The following is a 20,783-nucleotide window of genomic DNA, read 5'->3' as shown; positions in this document are numbered from 1 at the left end:
TATATATGAACAGCTTAGAATATGAAAATTACATGGAGACCAAAGCGCATGTGGATCCACTGTTTCCTTACAATACCTATCTGTGCTCCATACCACTGGACTTCAATGCTGTCCCACTTCACTGGCATCCCTATATGGAGATCATATATATCAAAAAGGGGAAAGGAAATGTAACGCTGGATTTCACGACGCACTATGTAGAGGAAGGGGATATCATTCTGATCCTGCCGGGCAGGATCCACGGCATCTCCCAGTATGCCTCCTATTCAATGGAATATGAGAATATCATCTTTTCAGTTGACCTGTTCCAATCCAGAAACCACGATACTCTGGACAGTGAGTTTTTTCTGCCTCTGCTCTCTGATGAACTAAATATCAAAAGCATCTATGATCGCGACGATCCTTTATATGAAGCCCTGTCCTCCTGCCTGAACCGGGTGGATGTGCTCTGCTCATCTACTCCAAAAGGATACCGGCTTGCTCTAAAAAGCTGTTATTTTGAATTCTTCTATACCCTGTATGCCCATGCAGAGCAAAAGGCAGAGACCTCAGACCGGAAGAATCATGCAAAGAATCTGGATCGTACCAAAGCGATCTTGTCTTATATCGACCGAAACTACAAAGAAGCAATATCCATTGCGGACATTGCTTCTTACTGTGGATTCTCTGAATCCCATTTTATGCGTTTTTTTAAGAATACGATGGGTGTATCCTTTACCACCTATCTGTGTGACTTCCGGTTAAATATCGCAGCCAGACTTCTTGTCACAACCGATGACAGCATCCTGTCCATCGCAGAAAGCTGCGGTTTCTTTAACCTGTCCTACTTCAACCGGAGCTTCAAGAAGAAATATGGCATCACTCCGGGAGCATACCGGAAGCGGTAGTAAACCGTTTCCCTGCATTGTTTATTTTATCTTAAATGATACATACTTGTTGCTATATCCAACATACAGACGGTACTGACCTTTCTCTAACTTTGAAAGATCATACCGGCCTGCCAGATTGAATGTCCAATACTTGCAGCTATGTGCCGGAAGAACATATCCCTCTGATATCGTTATATTCTTTTCGTCTACCTTCTTCCATTTGCCATTTTCATATTTTCTGAGTTCTCTCATATTGCTGAATGTACGTTCTTTATTTGTTCCATTGTACAATACATAAGTAACTACCATATACTCCGGATCAAATTCAACAAGTTCTGTTTTCACAGCTTTTCCCTTGTATGCAGAGGTTGATTTCACAACCTTGATCTTCAGCTTATAAACAACCGTTTCTGATGATGTTCTGTACTTTGCCTGTAAAACTACAGAACCTGCCTTCTTGCCTGTTTTAATCTGCATACCATTCTTCGTTTTTACAACCTTGGCAATTTTCTTATCGGATACTTTCCAGTCTGCCTTCCGAAGCTTATTTGATACACCATATACAGCATGCAGGTTATCAAAACTTACCTTTGTGTTTGTACCCATCCATAATTTCCATGCATGTGTTGTAACACCTCCATGCACATTATTTCCGCACAATACTGCCTCTGTTGTCTGTTCCGCAGCCTGTACTCCATCATTCGTTTTGATACCTGCTGCATTGCTATTGATACCTGTTGTTACCACCATGGCAAAAACTAACAAGATACCAGTTAAAGTTTTTAATACATTTTTCATTTGATTTCCTCCTTCATATTGGGTTCTTTTTTATATACTATACTGTATGCCGACTCCGCCAACAACCCTCCTTTGCATAAAATGGCAAAATATTGCAGAAAACGGACAAATTCAACTTCGTTTATACAAAATTGCTCCCTATTCCCTGCCAAATACATCTTTTTTCCGGACAATGATATAGCCGATCACCCACAAAGCAATGATCCAAATGGTCAGATACAATAATCCAAACCTGACAGACAGTGCATCTGCTCCATCACTACTGAAAAAACGGGTGATCATAGCATATCCATGCGGAAGATAACGACTGCCATAATAACTGCTTACGACCAACATCATAAATACAACAACCATACCTGCTGAACTGCTGTACTGTACTGTAAGTATCATCTGAAGAAGAGACTGTATGATTCCAACCATTAATGGTAAAACAAGCAGATTCACAAGCAGATCTGATGCCCCGACTCCTATAAAATCTGTTCCGTATATCATGTTAGCCAATGTTATATGATCCCTGAATGATATCTCTCCATACCGTGCCCACGCATACGCAAGTGTTCCAAGCCATGCACATGCAAAATACAGAAGATTCACACAAATACACCAGACACATTTCGAGCACCACCAGATTGAACGTTTCCTGCTCTTAACCATCATATACATACCAAATCCATGCATATCCTGCCGGATATAATCTCCAACACAGAACATCAGACACAGATACAGCATAAACCACGTCATTGGAACCTCAAATGAATTATTGCTTCCTTTTGTAAATACAAAAGGACTCTGTCCCTGAAACAGATTCAAACCATATTCCCATATTGACAGGTTCTGTCCATACCACTGCTGGAAGTACTCGCCAGCTTGATCGACCATCCCACAGGCGATCGCACCAATCAGCACAGCCAGAATATATCGTCCAATATATTTTACCAGCCCCTGCCGGATATCATGTTGAAAAAACTTAACGATCATTCTCCGTCTCCTTTATAAGCCTTCCCTCTGACATATAAATTTTCTCATCTGCTAGATAATCCATTTCAGATTTATCATGACTGGCAACGATAATGATACGGTTTTCAGCCGAAAGCCCACGAATAATTGCACGGATCTCCTGCACTCCATCTGTATCGATCGCATTGATCGGTTCATCTAACAAGATCAGTTCCGGACTTCCCATGATCGCTGCTGCGATTCCAAGACGCTGCCGCATACCAAGTGAATACTTGTAAAATTTTCTCTTATCATCCGGATCCAGTCCCACCTGTTCCAGCACCCGGCGTACTTCTGCCTTATCGACATTTTTCTGAAGACCAGCCAACATCTCCAGATTCTGTTTCCCTGTATAATCATTTAGAAATGATGGATTCTCAATCAACATACCAACACTTTCCGGAAATGAAATATCTTTACCAAGCACTTTATCCTTGATCCGTATAGTTCCGGAACTTGGATAGATCAGGCCTGCTATTAAACGCATCAGCATAGTCTTGCCACATCCATTCTTCCCGCATAAGCCGTAGATCCTGCCACCAGAAAATGTATAATTAATATCATCCAGTACGATAGTTCCCTTTATCACTTTTTTCAAATTAGTAATTTCTATTTTCATTCCATTGCTCCAGTTCTTAATACATCTTTTTTATAGTTACTTGCAGCAAACAGCACTATAAGGATCAGAAACATTCCTGACATTGATAAGAACAGAGAATGCCAGGTAAGCTTCATGCCTTGTTGTGCAGGATTTGGGATCAGACTGATATTATATGCATTTATATCCGGGATCAGATTGTGGATTCCATAATACATACAGCAGTTAAACATCAGTGGCAGGATCATCAATACAAACCGGTTGTAACAGAATTGTGTGATTGCCAGCGCCATCAGTGCAAATAAACCGCCATAGATAAAATCTATAAAAATATACCATGCTGCATACAACGCCGGTGCTTCATACACAATGTCACCCAGAAGTGCCCGTCCCGGCACAACCGACTGTAATGCCATTGGGTCTGTTCCAATAATCGGCATAAAACAGGCAATCGACAGAAAATTAACAAGCAATGGTATTGCTATCACACATCCTCCACTTACAAATGCTGCAATTCCTCTGGCTGTCAGATACCTGCGTCGTCCACATCGTATGATCATCTGCCCGGCATACCCATTGTTCCATTCAGAAAACAACTGGCTTCCATATGGAAGTACTGCCAGAAATGGCAGCAACAGATAGAATAGCTGATTGCAGGGCGACAGCAGCTCCGTTCCTAACCATCCATCCAGAACACCGATCTCATACCAGTATCCATATTCCTTATCCATTTCCCCCAATTCCGTAACCTTTTCGTATTCAACATTATTCGGAGCATAAGCATATCTGTAAATCCACACTGTATGGTACAGACTGATCAACAATCCAACCATCAGTGCAATATAAAACCCCTTTGTCCGGAACGCTTTCTTTAATTCCAAGCTTACAACCTGTCTCACTGTTCTCCCTCCATTTCAATATCTGTGATCTGTAATCTGTTTTTCACCGGATATGTTCCGAGAACCATCTCATATATCACCTGATTATTCTCCACCTGTTCCCATTGTTCCTTTGTCAGGTTCGCCTTATATATTTCATAAGGAATATAAAGGGTATCCCCCGATACAAATGTTCCATCCGATAATGACGGATTCAGATCACTGAAAAAGAATGGATCAAATTGATTAAATACATGGAAATACTGAATTGAAGGCATCGTTTCCAGCACATTCTGGTCCTGAATCTTCTCCACTGTATATGCGACCATCAATAACTTCGTATTTTCTCCTGTAAGCTGCGATTCCTGATAACTCTGATATTCTGGATGTTCTTTGAAATAATCCTCATAATTCCATAAAACAGCGTCTTTGATCTGATAAGTTAATCCTCTGTATGTCAGATTTTCTCCCTGTGCGATCACATTCTGTTCCGGCAGTCTGGCATGTGCAGTTACATAACAGATCCGGGCTCCAATTATTAAAAACACAGCAATTGCCAATACAATACCTGCTATTTTCTTCTTTTTATTCACTTCGTCCTTTTTCCTTTCATCCTGGCAGATATCTGATTTATTACCTGCATAAATAAATGAATAAAGATGGTCTCCTGTCCCCCGCAGAAAACCATCTCTTTCATAATGCTATGAGTCAATCCTGGTAAAGATATGCTTTGTATTCTTGTTCACATTAAATGCTGCTCAGTCGTTATATATTCTCCATAAATTCATGACAATAGGTAGATAGATTTAACTGAATAATTAAATTATTAGCTTCATGAGCAACAATTTTTCCAGTTGAAATAGGAATCTAGTTAACATCCTTTTACAAACTGTCCATAACTTTTTCACCTTTTAATTCTCGTTGAAAATATATTTTAGAATATTTTTCTTCTATTTCAATACTGTATATGATCCAGCACAATCTGGACTCCATACACCTTTTGCTACACCTGACCCCGAAAGTGACTTAAAACCTAGCTTGGCATAAGAATACTTTAATTCATTTACATAGTTAGTCATTGCATACTTTCCCATTCCATTTATACCATAAAAACGTTTCCTGTCTCCATCCAATCTACCCGCAGGATATTTCTTTGCACTATCGCCAGTGCATCCATAAACCCCTACTGAAATTGCACTAAGACCAGACCCATACGTTAGACTCCAGTAGATATAAATTTTTGAATTAGTATCCTTTCTCCTTTTATTGGTATATTTTACCTGCGTAGAATTTTCATCTAGCACGGCCTCCCATTTTGTATCCGATGTATTAGCTGCACTTGATACTGACTCCGATATTCCCATACCAGTTAAAACAAGCATACCAGCAATTGTAGCAAGAATTATTTTGTTACCAATTCTTTTTTTGATCATTATTTTATTCTCCTCCTGATTGTATAAACTATGAAAAACTTTTTACATGTTTTCCACGCTGCCACGATACCAGTCAAAGCCACATACAAGCATAAACTTCAACTTATAATTCATGTAACATTAAGAAGCGAGAAGGTTAATCGTCATCTCCCCCTCATACCCTATACAGTTTTGCTTTATCTATATATTAATAACACAAAGTGTATATGTCAATAGTATTTTAGTTTTTCTGTATATTTACAAAATAAATGATATATGTTATATTAAAACCTTGAAATTGAGGTGTTCTAATGGATCGAAAAAGCAACTTTCGACGTGGATCCGTCGAACTAATGGTCTTACATCTGTTAAGCTTACGGGATTACTATGGATATGAGCTGACACAGATCATAAGACAGGAAACGAATGGCGTCATTGATATTCCGATTGGTTCATTATACCCGGCATTATACAAATTAATTGATGCCGGATATATCTCTGATCATAAGGAACAAGTGGGAAAAAGAATGATTCGTATATACTATCACTTAGAGGATAGCGGGAAAACACGATTAGATCTTTTGTTACATGATTACTACCAGACCAATCAGGCAATTCAGGACATTTTAAGATTTAATGGAGATGAACAAACAGATGAACACGAAGAAAAAAGGGGAAATTAACAGGTATATGCGCAAAGTGCGCCATCTGTTGCCTACCATGCACAAAGCAGAGCGTAGATTTATCACCAACTTACGCCAGGATATAGAAGAAATGGCTCAGACCAGACCTTCTATATCCTATGAGGCGTTAGTAACTGAATTTGGTGACCCACATGAACTTGTAAACAATTATATTTCTGAAAAAGACATTGATACAATTCGAAAAGAATTACATATTTCACATGTTATTAAAGTTGCTCTTTCATTTATTATCGTTGCAATCGTAATAATAACTACATATCATTTATACACGACTTATTTAGTATATAAAGATGCTGTCAAACAACAAATTGTATATGATACAGTTGTTATTGAAGAAGAACAAACTGATGAAGAAGGCAATACAATCATACAAGAAGTAACAGAATATGATCGGGGGTATAATTAATAATGAAAAATATTAAAAAAACACTCTCATTATGTCTTATCATTTTTTCACTTTTTATATTTTTTCCTATACATTGTGAAGCATCTGATTATGAATATCAAAAAACTACCGATTTAGTTTATTTTGAAACCGTGATAGAAGATAACTCGCACAATATAATCACTCTAGCTTCTACTACAAAAAGTAAAACAGGATCGAAAACTATTTATTGCAAAGATGCAGATGGAAAAGTTCTCTGGTATGTAAAAGTTACTGGTACTTTTTCTTATGATGGAAGCACATCAACATGTACCTCTGTTTCTATGACCACATCTACAAATGCAGCAGGTTGGAACATAGTCAACAAAAAATGTTCTAAATCAGGGAACCGTGCTACCGCATCTGCAACAGGGCAAAAATCCCATAATGGGACTGTAACGAACTCCATTACAAAATCCGTTACTCTGTCATGTTCCAAAACCGGAACATTATCTTAAATAAAAGCAAAGAAACCAAATGGGAATCCAAACTTACAGGATTCCCATTTGGTTTCTTTACTTTTATTCTTCTACCACCGGAAAATATACTTTTATCTCACAGCCGCCTGCAGTTTCATCAGAGGAAACATCCATTTCCACATTTAGGTCATGTGCCATTTCTTTTGCAAGATAAAGTCCCATCCCGGTTGCTTTCTTCCGCCTGTCACCGGAATCTCCGGTAAAGCCTTTCTCAAATACATACGGAAGATCGCAGGCTTTAATACCCATGCCATTATCCCGGACAGATAAAATAATCTTCTCATGTTCTCTGATACAGGAGATCCGGAGCTGTTTATCCTTTCCTTTGCTGTATTTGATTGAATTACTGATAAACTGTCCAAGCATAAAAGCAAAGCCACGTTTATCGGTAAATACTGTGTTCTCTTTTATATCAAGCCAAACCTGTATCTTCTGTTCTTCTAACAGTGGCGTGAAATCCTCCAGCACTTCTTTTACACAGTTTTCCGTATGGACCGACTCGAATCTGTAATCTTTTCTCGCCCCCTTTAAACGGGCATAGTATAACATCTGGTCGATATATCTCTGCATCTGACAGTTGATCCGGTCAAGCTTGCATACCACATCTTCTGACAGCTCGTCTCTGTGATTATCCAGCATAAATGTCAACAGGGCAAGCGGCGTCTTTACCTCATGCGCCCATGCTTCCACATATTCCTCATAATCATTTAGCTGCAGCTTCGTCTGCGCGCATTGATCCATCTGCTCATGTAATATCTGACTGAAGCTTCTGATCTCTGCCTGCAGATTCTCCGCATCATGAAGCAGTTGTTCCTCATGATAGATCCGGCATTGCAAGGAATTCATCAAATGCTTTCTTCCGTTTTCTCTCTTTCTTTGCCAGATAAAGAACAGCCGTTACAAATACCAGCAGGCTGAACAGAATTACCGATATTGCGATCACATAAAATGCCTGTGCATCGATCAGCCATAACAGCAGGATACTGAGCAGATCAAGCAGTCCGATGATCCCCAGCCAGAATCTATTCTGTTTTATGATCTGTCCGATCTCCTTTATGGATATATGTTCCATTTTTACCTCTCCAACGTCTGCCCGACAAACGATATCCGACGCCACGCACAGGAAGGATCTGCTGTGGCATATCAAGATTTGCCATTGTCTTTTTCAGTCTCGTAAGATTCACCTGTAAAGCATTTTCATCGATGATTCTGCCGTCCCCCATAAGGCGATACAGAGTTCCTCTTTCGTCACGATATCCGATCCGTGCTCTAAGAATATCCCAAGGATTTTTCCCTGATTCTGCGGCAGGATAACAGATCGGTTATGAATGTATAAAGTATAGGTCTGACGGTCAAGGAGAAATCCGTTTCCTTCCAAAAGGTTATTTCTTCCCTCGTACCGTTTCAACACATTGGATACTCTGGCGAGCAGACGTTCTTTTCTGCACGGCTTCGTCAGGAATTCATCTGCGCCCAGATCCAGGGCATGCAGTTCATCCTGAAGTTGATCCCTCGACGTCAGAACCAGAACCGGTATGGAGCTTTTCTGCTTCAGTTCCCGGCAGATCTGGAATCCACCCATGCCCGGCAGATTCAGATCGAGCAGCACCAGATCCGGGGATGCTGCAAGAATAGCTGCTGCCGCATTCTCAAAATCCGTGATACCGCTGGTCTGATAGCCCGCCTTCTGCAATATATCTTCCAGTTCTTCCCGCATCATATCTTCATCTTCTACCACTGCTATATGCTTCATATCTACTCCTCATCTATCAGTCAAGGTTTCACGCCATCGCCATTGATCTTCATCTGCTCTGAATCTACTCCTCACGTTCCGGTACCATCAGTGTCAGAAGATACCGGTTGCTTGACCGTTTTACAAATGCCATATAAATGCATTCTACCACACAGAGCAGCAAAATCATAGCCGCAGCAAGCAGCATGGCATCTCCGATACTATTTGAGATCATACCGGAAACCAATGTAAGAACGGCACGCACACCAAAGATACTGCTGATGCCTGCAACGACAACCGGCATACCAAAGTACCAGTTGATCTGCTTTCTTGCGGAACGGCAGAGCAATTCATAGGTTGCTCCAAGCCGGATCAGTGTCTTATATCTGCGGCCGGATTTCTGCTGCCCCATCAGGAATTGTACCCCGATCACGGTATTTGCAATGATCAGGAAAATGATCGCCAGATAGATCGTGATATAACTTGCTGCTACGATATAGAACATCCGGCGTCCCATATTTTTCAGATAACTTTCATATTCAATATTTTTTGCTGCAAAATCGATCTGCGCAAGTTTATCATTCATCTGCATGACCGACTGAAGCAGGTTATCTCCCTTGACCTTTGACTGATCCAGCACACCATTCAGATAGATCGTGCTGTCCCATGTATATTTGTCAAATATTTCATCCGGCACGATCAGGGCAAAGGATAATGTAATTGCCCGGTCGGTAATAAGCGGTGTGTTCTGTATCTTACCGGTCAGATACATCTTATGATCCAGATATGCCACCTCCGGGCGGTCTGCCAGAATATCATTTATATTCTGATTCATACTATCCGATGTAAATTCCAGACTTTTAAATACTGCCGCCTCATCGTCTGACAATGCAAGAGGTTCTTTCCCTGCAAGTTCGAGTACATGATTATATCCGCTCAAAGAGATCAGATATGGATATGACACATATTCCAGATTGTTAAGCAGAATATCTTTATCCTCTGAATCCGGCAGTTGTTCTACCCGGCTCATAACGGATGACAGATCAAATACATCATAATCATCATTTGCACCCGGAATAAGATGACCGACCCGCACCTCAAACAGATCGGAAAAATCCTGTTCCAGTCCGTTGTCTGTCAGAAGCTTTTTTACATTTTCCACACCCTGTTTCTGATCTTCTTCGTAATTTTCAAATGTATAATCCATGATATGGATATTTCCCTTTTCATTTCCATAGGAAAATGCGATCACGATTCCTGCTCCAAAACAGCAGAGAGCTGCAAGGATCAGAATAGAACTGATCGATAAGGTACTGGATTTTCTTATGACATTTTCCTGCACCTGACGGAAGTTAAATACCCGAAGGGCAGCTCCCCCATGGCTGTGTTTTGCCAGACGGTCGATAAAAAACCGCATGCCATAGAATAAGAGCAGCATACCAACAAAACCGATCAATATTGTCTCAGACATCTTACGAAGTGTCGTCCATGATCTTCCTCCAATCGCCATGCTGTATGCCACAGCCAGACAGATAATACCGAGAACGAAACTTACCGCATAGACGCCAGCCGGGAACTGCTTCTTGGTTCCCTCCGGTGTATCAACTAATAATGCACCGATCTCCTGTCCTGCGATCTTCCCGCTTAAGATCAGGAATGCAACCAGCTTGATCACCAGAAATCCAACAGCCGTTATTATGATTGCCTGAATGGAGAATGTTACCTGATGACCGACGATCCCAAGTCCTACACATTTGGCTGTGATCAGACTGATCAGTTCGGATAATAAAATGGCGATCGGAAGTCCTGTTACAAGTGCTGCCAGACTGCTTCCTATATCTTCTGCAAGAAGCATCCCGAATAGCTTGCTTCTCCTCATTCCCATCATCAGGTAGACGCCAAATTCGTGTTTTCTTCGTTCCAGTTGGAATTTGCTTGCATAGTAGATCAGGAAGAATAAGATCACCAGTGTCATTACAAAAAATGCAGGTATGATCTGGAACAGACGATCTACCGCATCACTCTCCATTTTCTTAAGGAATACCATAACATCCTGTGAAGAAAGTGACAGGATAATATAGAATGCCACGATGGATATTACTAACGAGGAGAAAAATAAACCGTTTTCTTTTCTGTTTCGTTTACTGTTTTTTCGGATCAGTTTAAAGAACATTTGCGCTGCCCCCTCCCAACTGTGCCATGACCTGCAGGATTCTTTCATAGAACTGTTGCTGTGTCTCTGCGAGCAGATCCCGTCTTAATTCATGGAAGATCACGCCATCCTGAATGAACAGGATACGCTTGCAATAGCTTGCTGCATTGGAATCGTGCGTTACCATCAAAACAGTTGCCTTCTCATCCCGGTTCAGACCGGCTAATTTCTCCATTAAGGCTTTGGCATTTCTGGAATCAAGTGCTCCGGTTGGTTCATCTGCCAGAATGATACCCGGATTCAGGATCAGCGCTCTGGCTGCTGCCAGTCTCTGCTTCTGTCCGCCTGACATCTGCGATGGGAACTTATCTAGTACCTCGGTGATCTCCAGATATTTCGCTAACTGCTCCAGACGTTTTCCGCCCTCTGCCTCCGATATGTTATGAATCGACAATGGAACCATGATGTTCTCACGTCCGGTCAGATTATCCAGCAGTTCAAAATTCTGGAACAGGTATCCGATCTCCTTGCCACGGTATCCTGCCAGCTTCTTGCCCTTCAACCTCTGGATCTCTGTACCCTTCATCCGGATCTTACCGCTGTCCGGCTGGATCACTGTTGCGATACAGTTTAATAACGTTGATTTACCGGAACCACTGCTACCCATAATTCCCAAAAACTCGCCCGGCATCACCTGAAATGTGATTCCGTTCAGTGCCTTTGTCTGGTTCGGTTCCTTGCCATAATATTTTTTCAGATTTTCTATCTCTAATAATGCATCCATGCTGCCGCCTCCTTGTACTTTCTTAATTGCTGTTGTCTGACTTCTTGGGGTATCATGGTTTCCTTCGCTCTCTCATACCCGCTGCCGCCCGACTTCTGGGGGTATCATGGTTTCCTTCGCACTCTCATACCCTCGCCATTTTGCTTCTGCGGGTATCACATTCTTTTTTTCGCTCTCATACCCGCTGCTGCCCAGCTCCTGGGGGTATCATAATTTATTTCTTATTTCATACCCACCATATCTGACAGTATTTATACTATCAGATATCTTCCTCAAATAACACTTACACTGAATGAAAGGTTTCGCCTGTATAATTCCAGAAATACACGACAATAATATATATGTTTAAAAAGATAATTGCAGTATTAATACAGTGCATATACATGAACAGCATGCCTTACCAGCACAGTATATATGCCCTTCCGCAATTATCAGTAAAATTCCATCAGGAGGTTATCCCATGTCAAATATGTTTTGTTTTCAGTGCCAGCAGACAGCTGGCAATAAAGCCTGTGTAAATACCGGAGTCTGCGGTAAGCAGCCCTCGACATCCAATCTGCAGGACGAATTGATCTGTGAACTGATACGACTTGCCGAAGCAGCCGAGCTTACAAAAAAATCCTTGCAACAGAAAAAAGAGACAGATCCCAAACTTCTGTCCCGATACCTGAACACCCGAAAATCCGCTGACCGCCTGCTGATCGACGGCTTATTTACGACACTTACAAATGTAAATTTTGATGATAAAGCAATCAAAGATTACATCAAAGAAGTGCAGAAAAACCAGAAGGATATCATGCGCTGTATGCCTACAGACATATGTAGCATATCAGATATCGCATATAAGAACTTCCCGACTACAAATATGAATTCATCAATTGCAAATATAAATTTCTCAGATACAAATATGAATTCATCAACAGCAAATATCAATCCTCCGACCTGTGGATTGAAAGCTCCACATGATATCCCGGTAATCAGCCTGTGGGATGGTACGGACGATATCGTGTCACTCCGCTCCACGTTATTGTTCGGCTTAAAGGGAATGGCTGCGTATGCGCATCATGCAATGAATCTCGGCTATCAAAATGATAATGTAACAACCTGGTTCTATAAGGGCTTGTGTGAAGTGAACCGCGAACACTCGGTAGAAGAATGGATCGAGCTTATTATGGAATTTGGAAAAGTGAACTATCAGTGCATGGAACTGCTCGATAAGGCAAATACCGAATCCTTCGGCACACCAACGCCGACTAAGGTTCACACCGATATCCGCAAGGGGCCTTTCATTGTTGTATCCGGTCATGATCTCCGCGATCTGGATCTGCTCTTAAAACAGGCCGAAGGAACCGGGATCAATGTCTATACACATTGCGAAATGCTTCCGGCTCATGGCTATCCAAAATTAGCCGCCTATAAGCACCTTGCCGGCAACTTCGGAACTGCATGGCAGAGCCAGCAGACGGAATTTGAAAATATTCCTGCGCCCGTCCTCTTTACAACCAACTGCCTGATGCCCCCACGCCCAAGCTATGAGGATCGCATCTACACTACCTCTGTTGTCGGCTATGAAGGAATGGTGCATATCGAGGGAACAAAGGATGGCAAGAAGGATTTTACTCCGATCATCAAGCATGCCCTAAAGCTGGGCGGCTATGAACACGATCACAGCATGAGCGGTATCAATGGCGGACATATCCTGACAACAGGATTTGCACATGGCGCAGTCCTCTCCCATGCAGATAAACTTACAGCCGCCATCAAGAATGGTGATATCAAACACATCTTCTTAGTTGGCGGCTGTGACGGTGCCCATCCGGGCAGAAATTATTATACGGAATTTGTAAAACAGACTCCTATGGATTCTCTCGTTCTGACACTTGCCTGTGGCAAATACCGATTCAATGATCTCGACCTGGGTGAGATCGATGGAATTCCAAGGATCTTAGATATGGGACAGTGTAATGATTCTTACAGTGCGATCAAAGTTGCCCTTGCACTGGCAGAAGCTTTTAACTGTGATATCAACGAGCTTCCTCTGACTCTCGTTCTTTCATGGTATGAACAGAAGGCTGTCTGCATCCTTTTAACCCTGCTTGCCCTCGGTGTCAAAAACATCTATCTCGGCCCAACCCTTCCGGCATTCATGACAGAGACCGTTGTCCGTTTTCTGGTTGACACCTACAACCTGCAGCCGATCACGGCTCCTGAGCAGGATATGGATGCGATCCTCGGGCGTGGCTAAATAGTCAGCCGGCATCATCGCATTCCGGCAACAGCTTCATCACACGTTCCGGCAAACATCAGTGCTTTATCACACATTCTGGTAACCACCACAATAAGGGCAGCGGCTGGCATATCCGGTTGCTGCCTTATAAGAAGCACCGCAGTTCGAACATCGGACTGCGATCAGGTGAAGCTGTTCCGGATCGATCGGCTTGTTGTCCATCAGCTCTTCTTCTCTTCTGAGCCGTTCTCCACGGACAGAAGCAGGATCATAACTGTACTTACCATTGTATTCATAGATATCGATCGTCATTCCGATCGGGAACATGGAATCCGCTCCTCCACTGATCGAAGTCGGCAGGATCACTTCCCGCTCAATACCATAATTATCAAAATAATGCACCTTTACATTTAAAGGAAATCTGCCATTTACCATATAAGATGTATTTTTTACATAACCATAAATCTTCGCTGTATACTTTTCACCATGTACACGGATCATTTTCTTGTTATGGAGCATAACAAGGATCGTCACGATAAAACATAATCCAAGTACCACAAACATTAATGGAATTAATATAAATGCCCCGGGCTTACCAAATGCAAATAAAAAGATCAATGTCATAAAAAGCCCTATTCCTGCAAAACCCACTCCGACAATCATACATATCTTCTGTGCACTGTTCATATCCATCTGCCTCCCACATAATGATCATAACTATGATACTAGCATCTACCCATTTATAAGTCAAACAAATCCATGTATTATTGCGTATACAATTATCTGTTTTCACCTATGATATTCTTTATACCTGCATATGAAATTTTATAAGTTTGAATATGAAATTTTCACTTGCATTTTTACTAAAAGCTTAGTATAATGACCGGCGTTGTAAAAATTGAAGAAAAAGCTTTGGTATAAAATTGGAAACGACACAAGTGTGCTCCTGATATTTCACCTCGTTTGCCGACGGATGAGCATATCACTTGATAACGAACAACACATGTGTCTTTTTTGTGCTTATTTTTAAGATATTTGCAGTTTTGGTTCTGCATTTATTCAGATTATTTATCAAAAAGGAGATTTATTTTATGCCAAAAACTTTATTTCAAAACATTGTTTTCACATTAATGATGTCTTTTCTTATGGTCTATGCCATGATCTGCTACAACATTTCCCTAAACACGGGTGGAATGTCAAACTCCGTTTTCTTAGCCGCCTTTCATGAGCTTATCATCATGTGGCCGGTTGCCTTTTTACTTGAATTCCTGTTTGTAGATAAGGCTGCACATGCTCTTGCATTCCGCTTCGTGAAGCCGGATGACCGCCCGATCATCATCACGCTTGCAATTTCTACCATGATCATCTGCATTATGTGTCCTTGCATGAGCCTTGTTGCCACTATTTTATTCAAGCATGCCGGTCGTCAGTTTGCAGCCGTGTGGCTCCAGACCACCTTCTTAAACTTCCCGGTAGCTTTCTTCTGGCAGCTTTTTTACTGCGGTCCATTTATCCGTCTGATCTTCCACAAGCTTTTTCCAGAGAAATAAGTCTGCATAAACAATGAATTCGAGTGATCCGGCAGGCTGGCACTTCCTACATATGATCCGCTTTATTTTCTATTCGGTTCGCACGCTTATTCATCAGCAGTCGCCCAAACTCGTCCTTACGGACTCAAACATGGGCTTGATGCTGATAGCTAGTGCAAACCTCATAACGAAAACACGCTAATATCATATGTAGGAAGTGCCAGTCTGCCCGGATCACCCGAATCCATTATTTATATTATGAAATTAGAAAATCCCCTCCGACAGATGGTTATATGCGTAACGTTTTACCTGTATTTCTTATATGGTCATCAGACGTTTTCTAACTATGACATTTGCGAAGATTTCGTTGTGAGCTGCATATTGCCAGTAAATACGGGTGCCTGTCGGAGGGGATTTACACATTACGACTGCCAGACCAGGTTACCGGATGGATCAAGAGCCTGAATCCGGTAGGTATGGGCTTTAAGGTCTGCGGACAGACGGGCAAGATAACCGTCCTTTTTCCAGGTGATATAAATACGGTTATACATCTGGTCCGCCGGTAGTTCTGCAAAATGCAAAGCATTTTCTGCCTGAGCAGAGATCTGCGCTGCAGGCTTTGTACGGATTGTCATTTCCGCATCAAATCCAAATGCCGGAAATTCTTTCCGGAATTTCAACATTTCAAGCTGCTTTTTTACAACCTCCTTTTCAAGTCCTGACTCTATATCTTTTTGTGAAAGATTTGTCCGGTTGATCTCTTTATGTCCACCTGCACCCGCACGCTTCACTGCCTCATAATCATTAGATCCGGCAAACAGATCCAGATACCAGACCTGAGGTTTTCCGGGCATAAATATCTGTAATGCTCTGGCTAATAACAATGCCTGTTCATTTTCGCCAAGTGCATTATAATATGTCGTATTTACCTGATAATACATCTTTTTATTACCGTGAAGATCCTTTACAAAACCACCACGATCCACAAGCAGCCGGATCAGATCCTCAATCCTGTCGTCCGGTAACAATCCGGCAAGATCAAGTACCGGTATTCCATCATGGCATCCAAGCATATTCACAGTATGAATATTCTCTTTTATCTGTTCCTTTGCCCACTGCTCCAGGTAAGAGCCATCGCCTCTGTAAAGAGCATCCAGGATCAATCCCGGAAGGAAAAAGTCATATGTCAGATATCCCTTCTCTGCTATCATCTTATACTTTTTCTCTTTATATCCGGCATGAATCTCCGGAAGAAGGCGGATTCCATATGGTTTTGCAAGCTTATGGATCTGTTCAAGGAATTCCCATGTCTCCGGTTCATTTAAGAAATTGGCGCGTCCCGGTGCTTTTGGGGCATATGCAAATGCATCCAGACGGATTATCTTTGCTCCGTAACCTGCCAGTTTTTTTATGGTTTCACGGTAAAAGTCCCAGACCTTTTCTGATTTAATATTGAGATCCATTTGTCCCAAATATCTGGTATGATAATCCTCAGTATCCCGAATCTCCTGATAAAACGTATTCCAGTATGGAATCCGACTGCCATCTGCCATTTCCACCATCAACAGAGGTAATCCCGGTTTGCGGAAGAACATCGGATCCAGATACTTCTGTTCCGGTTGTATATAGCCGTCTTCTGTCATTTCTCCACAGTTTTCCCAGAATGTATTCCAGTTAATAAAAAAGTCACGATATTCCGATCGACTTCCATTCTCCAACAGATCCTGAAACTGTGGCGACTGTACAGACGCATGGTTTAACACAAAATCCAGCTTCAGATCTATATTCTGTCTACCCAACCGTAATAGTGCCTTTTCAGAATGAAATGTCTCCTCAAGATCATAGTCGATTACAGAAAAACCACGATCCAGATCAGAATGGTAAATACTCGGTAGTATATACATTGAGGAAAATGCATCTGCAAATCCATCTCTTTCAAATAAATCCGCAACAGCTTCCAGATCTCCGCCAAGACTGTCCGGATACAGATTCAGCATTGGACCATTTTCAATTTTATTTATATCTGTCATATTGGTTTCTTCTATCTCTGTTTTCCTCATATTCTATAACCTCCTGTTCACTTACTATTCCGTATAAATCCTGCCATGCATATCCTGAATGATATCTGCCCTATCCAGTCCATCATTAATCTTTTTCTGCTCAATTCTTAATACTCTGGCTACAAATGGACTGTCAATGGCAGTGTCACGATTCCTCTTCTTTCGGTTTTCAAGTGTTTCTTCCGGCGTACTGATCAATACAACAGATACATCTACCCCCTGCAGGTATGCACTGTTTCCATGTGTCCATTCAAGAATCAGAATATCTGTATCTGATACATCCCTGCGATCATACCAGATATCATCCGGGGTTCTTCCCATATGACGTAGCAGCAGTTGTGAGGTTTCTCCATGAAACTGCATGAGAAGATTCGATATAGCTTCATAATCCAGTTCCTGATCCGTACCCAGATAGTCTGTAAGAGCCTTGTCTCCATACTTCTGATATATGGATAACCACTGCATGTCCTCCTGTTCTTCTGCATCCCTTCCGGCTTTTTGAAGCTCTAATAGTTTTTCTTTTACTTCATCTGTATATAGCCTTTCAGTTATAAGTCCATTTAACCCGGACATACGAAATCTCGCAATTCGTTCTGCATCATTATACATGGGAATCCGATGCGGATAATTGTCCCCGCTTATAATAAGTGATTTCTTTCCCTGTTTTTCAAACATATTTTGAAGTAAGAAAGCCATTCCGGTCTTACCAACACCAGAACCTCCGGATACCGATATGACTGTTTTTTTCTCTTTTCTTTCCTCTGTTTTTTTCCGGATCAACGGAAATAATCGTTCTGCGTTTCTGATCTGTTCCTGTGCCAGATCCAATACTGTAATTTCTTTCGTATCCATCTGTCCGTCACCTCATTTCTGATCATCTTATATATCTTTTATTCTATTGTTTTTGCCAAACTCCCCGATCTCTGCAAACAGAAATCGGGGAGTCCTATTTATTCTTATTCTACTGCATCAAGCAGGATCTGATAGCTTGGATAATTACCGGATACTACCGTAAACGGCATACCGAGCTCCATCAAAGCAGCTCCTGAATAAACAGTACCTGTTTTCTTATCCCGATAGGAACGTTCCGGCGCAAGCCCTCTCAATCGAATATAAAATACAGGATGATTACCATGTGTATTTAATAAAACTGCACCTACAACTGCATGTTTTTTTTCTTCATCGACAGACATCCATGCTCCATATTCCGCCTCAAACGGATTACTTAATCTGTAATAATCCCCTTTTAAAATAACCGGTGCTGCTTCATGATAGGTTTTGATCTGTTCACGGACTGCCGTCTTATCTTCCTCAGATAACTTTCCAAGATCCAGTTCATATCCGAATGCTCCTGTCATGGCAACCACACCTCTGGTCTTCATGTCCGTCACTCTGCCGGTCTGATGATTCGGCACCGCAGATACGTGGGCTCCCATCGTTGATAAAGGATAAGCAAACGATGTACCATACTGGATACGGATACGATCAACTGCATCTGTATTATCACTGCACCATATCTGTGGTGTATAATACAGCATACCCATATCAAACCTTCCGCCACCGCCGGAGCAGCCTTCCCATAACATATCCGGAAATGCCTGCGTCAGGCGTTCCAGCAGGTCATATACACCAAGCATATAGTCATACATTACATTTCCCTGCCATACCATACTGTCGGAATATATATCACATAAGCTTCGATTCATATCCCATTTCACATAATTGATATCGCCCTGCCTGAGGACAGCTGCAATCTGTTCATAGATATGATCCACCACCTCTGGATTTGCAAAATCAAGTACAAGCTGATTTCTGCCATGTACCGGATGTTTACCGGGAACCTGAATTGCCCACTCCGGATGTTTTCTGTAAAGATCACTGTTTTCTGAAACCATCTCCGGTTCTATCCAGATACCAAACTGAACACCTTTGTCATGAACCCGTTTTGTCAGCTCCGTAAGAGAACAGCCCAGTTTATCTTCATTTACAATCCAGTCACCAAGGGATGAATTATCATCATCTCTTGTGCCAAACCAGCCATCATCCATGACCAGAAGCTCCACACCAAGTGCTGCAGCCTGCTCCGCAAGATTAACGATCGCTTCACCATTAAAATCAAAATAACAGGCTTCCCAGCTATTTACAAGAACCGGACGGATCTGATCTTTATATTTCCCGCGACAGATATGCTCTCTCACCAAATGATGCATCTGATTGGATAGCTGTTCCATTCCATACGCTGAATATGACAGAACTGCTTCCGGGGCATAAAATGTCTGCTCCGGCTTTAATTGATAGGAAAAGAAATCCTCCTGAAGACCCATAACCAGACGGATCTGATCAAACTGATCTAATTCTACGCTTCCTTCAAAGCTTCCACTGTACACCAGTGATACACCATAACAGGCTCCGGCGGTCTCTGTTGTGCCATGTTCTGCAAGGATCATATATGGATTATACTGATGTCCGGACGTACCACGATTACTTCCGATCACCTGTCTGCCATGTGTTACCGGTGTTCGCTGCATATTCCGTTCCATTGCATGCCGTCCATAAAATGTCAGTACATCATAATCTCCATACAAAAGATCAAGACATGTGCTGGAAAGCTTCTCCAGATAGATTTCATTCTTTCCGACATTTGTAACTTTTACACTTCTGGTTATTACATCGCAGTCAGGTAATACGCCATATAATAATGTTACCTCTACACCGACTCTTTCGTCCTTCAGATATATGCACAGAGTCTGTGCAGCTTCAGAATGTGCTGCCGGAAGTCCCGGAAGATCATACTTACCATCCTGAATCTGATATCCTGTATAGCGAAGATCAAGTGCCATACAGCCATTTGCTTCACGGATCTTTCCTGCCGTTGTTCTGTAATCACCGGTTCCAAGAACAGGGAATTCCTGAGGAAGTGCATCCAGGGAATAAGTACGATCGTTTCCAAGATCATATGGATTTCCTGAAAAACCTCGATCATAGTAAGTCAGTATATAATCCATTTCCGAATCCAAGCGTTTTCCGTAATACAGATGAAGCAAATAATCATGTGTATCGGCCATCATCTGATAAGTTGTATGTTCCGTATGGAGAGAAAATATTCTTTTCTCTTTGTTATATATAATAGCCATAAATTAA

Annotated in this window: 20 protein-coding genes and 1 pseudogene; 6 read left to right on the top strand and 15 right to left on the bottom strand. The window is 41.7% G+C overall.

The window, feature by feature from the left end; all coding sequences use genetic code 11:
- Window positions 1-5: 5 nt before the first annotated feature.
- Complete coding sequence (locus DXA07_RS09540) at window positions 6-887, top strand: AraC family transcriptional regulator (protein WP_117807133.1); 882 nt, start codon at window positions 6-8, stop codon at window positions 885-887.
- A gap of 21 nt (window positions 888-908) precedes the next feature.
- Here the strand turns inward: DXA07_RS09540 and DXA07_RS09535 are convergent, their stop codons facing one another.
- The 6 genes from DXA07_RS09535 to DXA07_RS09510 form a co-directional block, all read right to left on the bottom strand.
- The gene (locus DXA07_RS09535) at window positions 909-1,667 is read right to left on the bottom strand and encodes an immunoglobulin-like domain-containing protein (protein WP_117807132.1); all 759 of its coding nucleotides are present in this window, start codon (window positions 1,665-1,667) and stop codon (window positions 909-911) included.
- 138 nt (window positions 1,668-1,805) lie between these two features.
- Complete coding sequence (locus DXA07_RS09530; RefSeq protein ID WP_117807131.1) at window positions 1,806-2,645, bottom strand: hypothetical protein; 840 nt, start codon at window positions 2,643-2,645, stop codon at window positions 1,806-1,808.
- Complete coding sequence (locus DXA07_RS09525) at window positions 2,635-3,282, bottom strand: ATP-binding cassette domain-containing protein (protein WP_117785610.1); 648 nt, start codon at window positions 3,280-3,282, stop codon at window positions 2,635-2,637. Before DXA07_RS09525 ends, DXA07_RS09530 begins: the two co-directional genes overlap by 11 nt.
- Window positions 3,279-4,160, bottom strand: coding sequence for a hypothetical protein (locus DXA07_RS09520; protein WP_118484409.1), 882 nt, complete (start codon window positions 4,158-4,160; stop codon window positions 3,279-3,281). Before DXA07_RS09520 ends, DXA07_RS09525 begins: the two co-directional genes overlap by 4 nt.
- The gene (locus tag DXA07_RS09515) at window positions 4,157-4,732 is read right to left on the bottom strand and encodes a hypothetical protein (RefSeq protein WP_117785608.1); all 576 of its coding nucleotides are present in this window, start codon (window positions 4,730-4,732) and stop codon (window positions 4,157-4,159) included. Before DXA07_RS09515 ends, DXA07_RS09520 begins: the two co-directional genes overlap by 4 nt.
- 357 nt (window positions 4,733-5,089) lie before the next feature.
- Complete coding sequence (locus DXA07_RS09510) at window positions 5,090-5,572, bottom strand: hypothetical protein (protein WP_117785607.1); 483 nt, start codon at window positions 5,570-5,572, stop codon at window positions 5,090-5,092.
- Window positions 5,573-5,862: 290 nt separating this feature from the next.
- Here DXA07_RS09510 and DXA07_RS09505 point away from each other — a divergent pair, with 290 nt between their 5' ends.
- Genes DXA07_RS09505 through DXA07_RS09495 form a run of 3 tightly spaced genes read left to right on the top strand, consistent with a single transcriptional unit; the run spans window position 5,863 to window position 7,137 of the window.
- Entirely contained in the window at window positions 5,863-6,234 is a 372-nt protein-coding gene (locus DXA07_RS09505) for a PadR family transcriptional regulator (protein WP_117785606.1), read from the top strand.
- Window positions 6,206-6,661: a DUF6120 family protein gene (locus tag DXA07_RS09500; protein WP_118484407.1), complete on the top strand. Its 456-nt coding sequence runs from the start codon at window positions 6,206-6,208 to the stop codon at window positions 6,659-6,661. Before DXA07_RS09505 ends, DXA07_RS09500 begins: the two co-directional genes overlap by 29 nt.
- 2 nt (window positions 6,662-6,663) lie before the next feature.
- Window positions 6,664-7,137, top strand: a complete 474-nt coding sequence (locus tag DXA07_RS09495; RefSeq protein WP_118484405.1) for a hypothetical protein — start codon at window positions 6,664-6,666, stop codon at window positions 7,135-7,137.
- Window positions 7,138-7,200: 63 nt separating this feature from the next.
- Here the strand turns inward: DXA07_RS09495 and DXA07_RS09490 are convergent, their stop codons facing one another.
- The 5 genes and pseudogenes from DXA07_RS09490 to DXA07_RS09470 form a co-directional block, all read right to left on the bottom strand.
- Complete coding sequence (locus tag DXA07_RS09490) at window positions 7,201-8,004, bottom strand: sensor histidine kinase (RefSeq protein WP_118484404.1); 804 nt, start codon at window positions 8,002-8,004, stop codon at window positions 7,201-7,203.
- Window positions 7,973-8,230, bottom strand: a complete 258-nt coding sequence (locus DXA07_RS09485; RefSeq protein WP_118484402.1) for a hypothetical protein — start codon at window positions 8,228-8,230, stop codon at window positions 7,973-7,975. Before DXA07_RS09485 ends, DXA07_RS09490 begins: the two co-directional genes overlap by 32 nt.
- Window positions 8,181-8,911 (bottom strand): annotated as a pseudogene (locus DXA07_RS09480) (response regulator transcription factor). Before DXA07_RS09480 ends, DXA07_RS09485 begins: the two are co-directional and overlap by 50 nt.
- 64 nt (window positions 8,912-8,975) lie before the next feature.
- Window positions 8,976-11,063, bottom strand: coding sequence for an ABC transporter permease (locus DXA07_RS09475; protein ID WP_117807127.1), 2,088 nt, complete (start codon window positions 11,061-11,063; stop codon window positions 8,976-8,978).
- Entirely contained in the window at window positions 11,053-11,826 is a 774-nt protein-coding gene (locus DXA07_RS09470; RefSeq protein ID WP_118484400.1) for an ABC transporter ATP-binding protein, read from the bottom strand. Before DXA07_RS09470 ends, DXA07_RS09475 begins: the two co-directional genes overlap by 11 nt.
- Window positions 11,827-12,286: 460 nt before the next feature.
- On the opposite strand from DXA07_RS09470, the gene hcp reads away from it, so the two are divergent.
- The gene (hcp, locus tag DXA07_RS09465; protein ID WP_348980810.1) at window positions 12,287-14,071 is read left to right on the top strand and encodes a hydroxylamine reductase; all 1,785 of its coding nucleotides are present in this window, start codon (window positions 12,287-12,289) and stop codon (window positions 14,069-14,071) included.
- Window positions 14,072-14,140: 69 nt separating this feature from the next.
- On the opposite strand, the gene DXA07_RS09460 is transcribed toward hcp, so the two are convergent.
- Window positions 14,141-14,740, bottom strand: coding sequence for a zinc-ribbon domain-containing protein (locus DXA07_RS09460; protein WP_021943325.1), 600 nt, complete (start codon window positions 14,738-14,740; stop codon window positions 14,141-14,143).
- A 404-nt stretch (window positions 14,741-15,144) separates the two neighbouring features.
- On the opposite strand from DXA07_RS09460, the gene DXA07_RS09455 reads away from it, so the two are divergent.
- A complete protein-coding gene (locus DXA07_RS09455) occupies window positions 15,145-15,603 on the top strand; it encodes a DUF2798 domain-containing protein (RefSeq protein ID WP_118484398.1) in 459 nt (152 codons plus the stop codon).
- A 401-nt stretch (window positions 15,604-16,004) separates the two neighbouring features.
- Here DXA07_RS09455 and gtfA read toward each other — a convergent pair whose 3' ends face one another.
- From gtfA to DXA07_RS09440, 3 genes are all read right to left on the bottom strand, one after another.
- Window positions 16,005-17,642, bottom strand: coding sequence for a sucrose phosphorylase (gtfA, locus tag DXA07_RS09450; RefSeq protein ID WP_118484396.1), 1,638 nt, complete (start codon window positions 17,640-17,642; stop codon window positions 16,005-16,007).
- 24 nt (window positions 17,643-17,666) lie between these two features.
- Window positions 17,667-18,494, bottom strand: a complete 828-nt coding sequence (locus tag DXA07_RS09445) for a zeta toxin family protein (protein ID WP_118484394.1) — start codon at window positions 18,492-18,494, stop codon at window positions 17,667-17,669.
- A gap of 104 nt (window positions 18,495-18,598) precedes the next feature.
- Window positions 18,599-20,776, bottom strand: a complete 2,178-nt coding sequence (locus DXA07_RS09440) for an alpha-galactosidase (RefSeq protein WP_118484392.1) — start codon at window positions 20,774-20,776, stop codon at window positions 18,599-18,601.
- Window positions 20,777-20,783: the final 7 nt, after the last annotated feature.

The organism is Clostridium sp. AM54-37XD, from assembly GCF_003478225.1.
Classification (GTDB): Bacteria; Bacillota; Clostridia; order Lachnospirales; family Lachnospiraceae; genus Coprococcus; species Coprococcus ammoniilyticus.
This window is presented reverse-complemented; position numbering and strand designations above follow the sequence as displayed.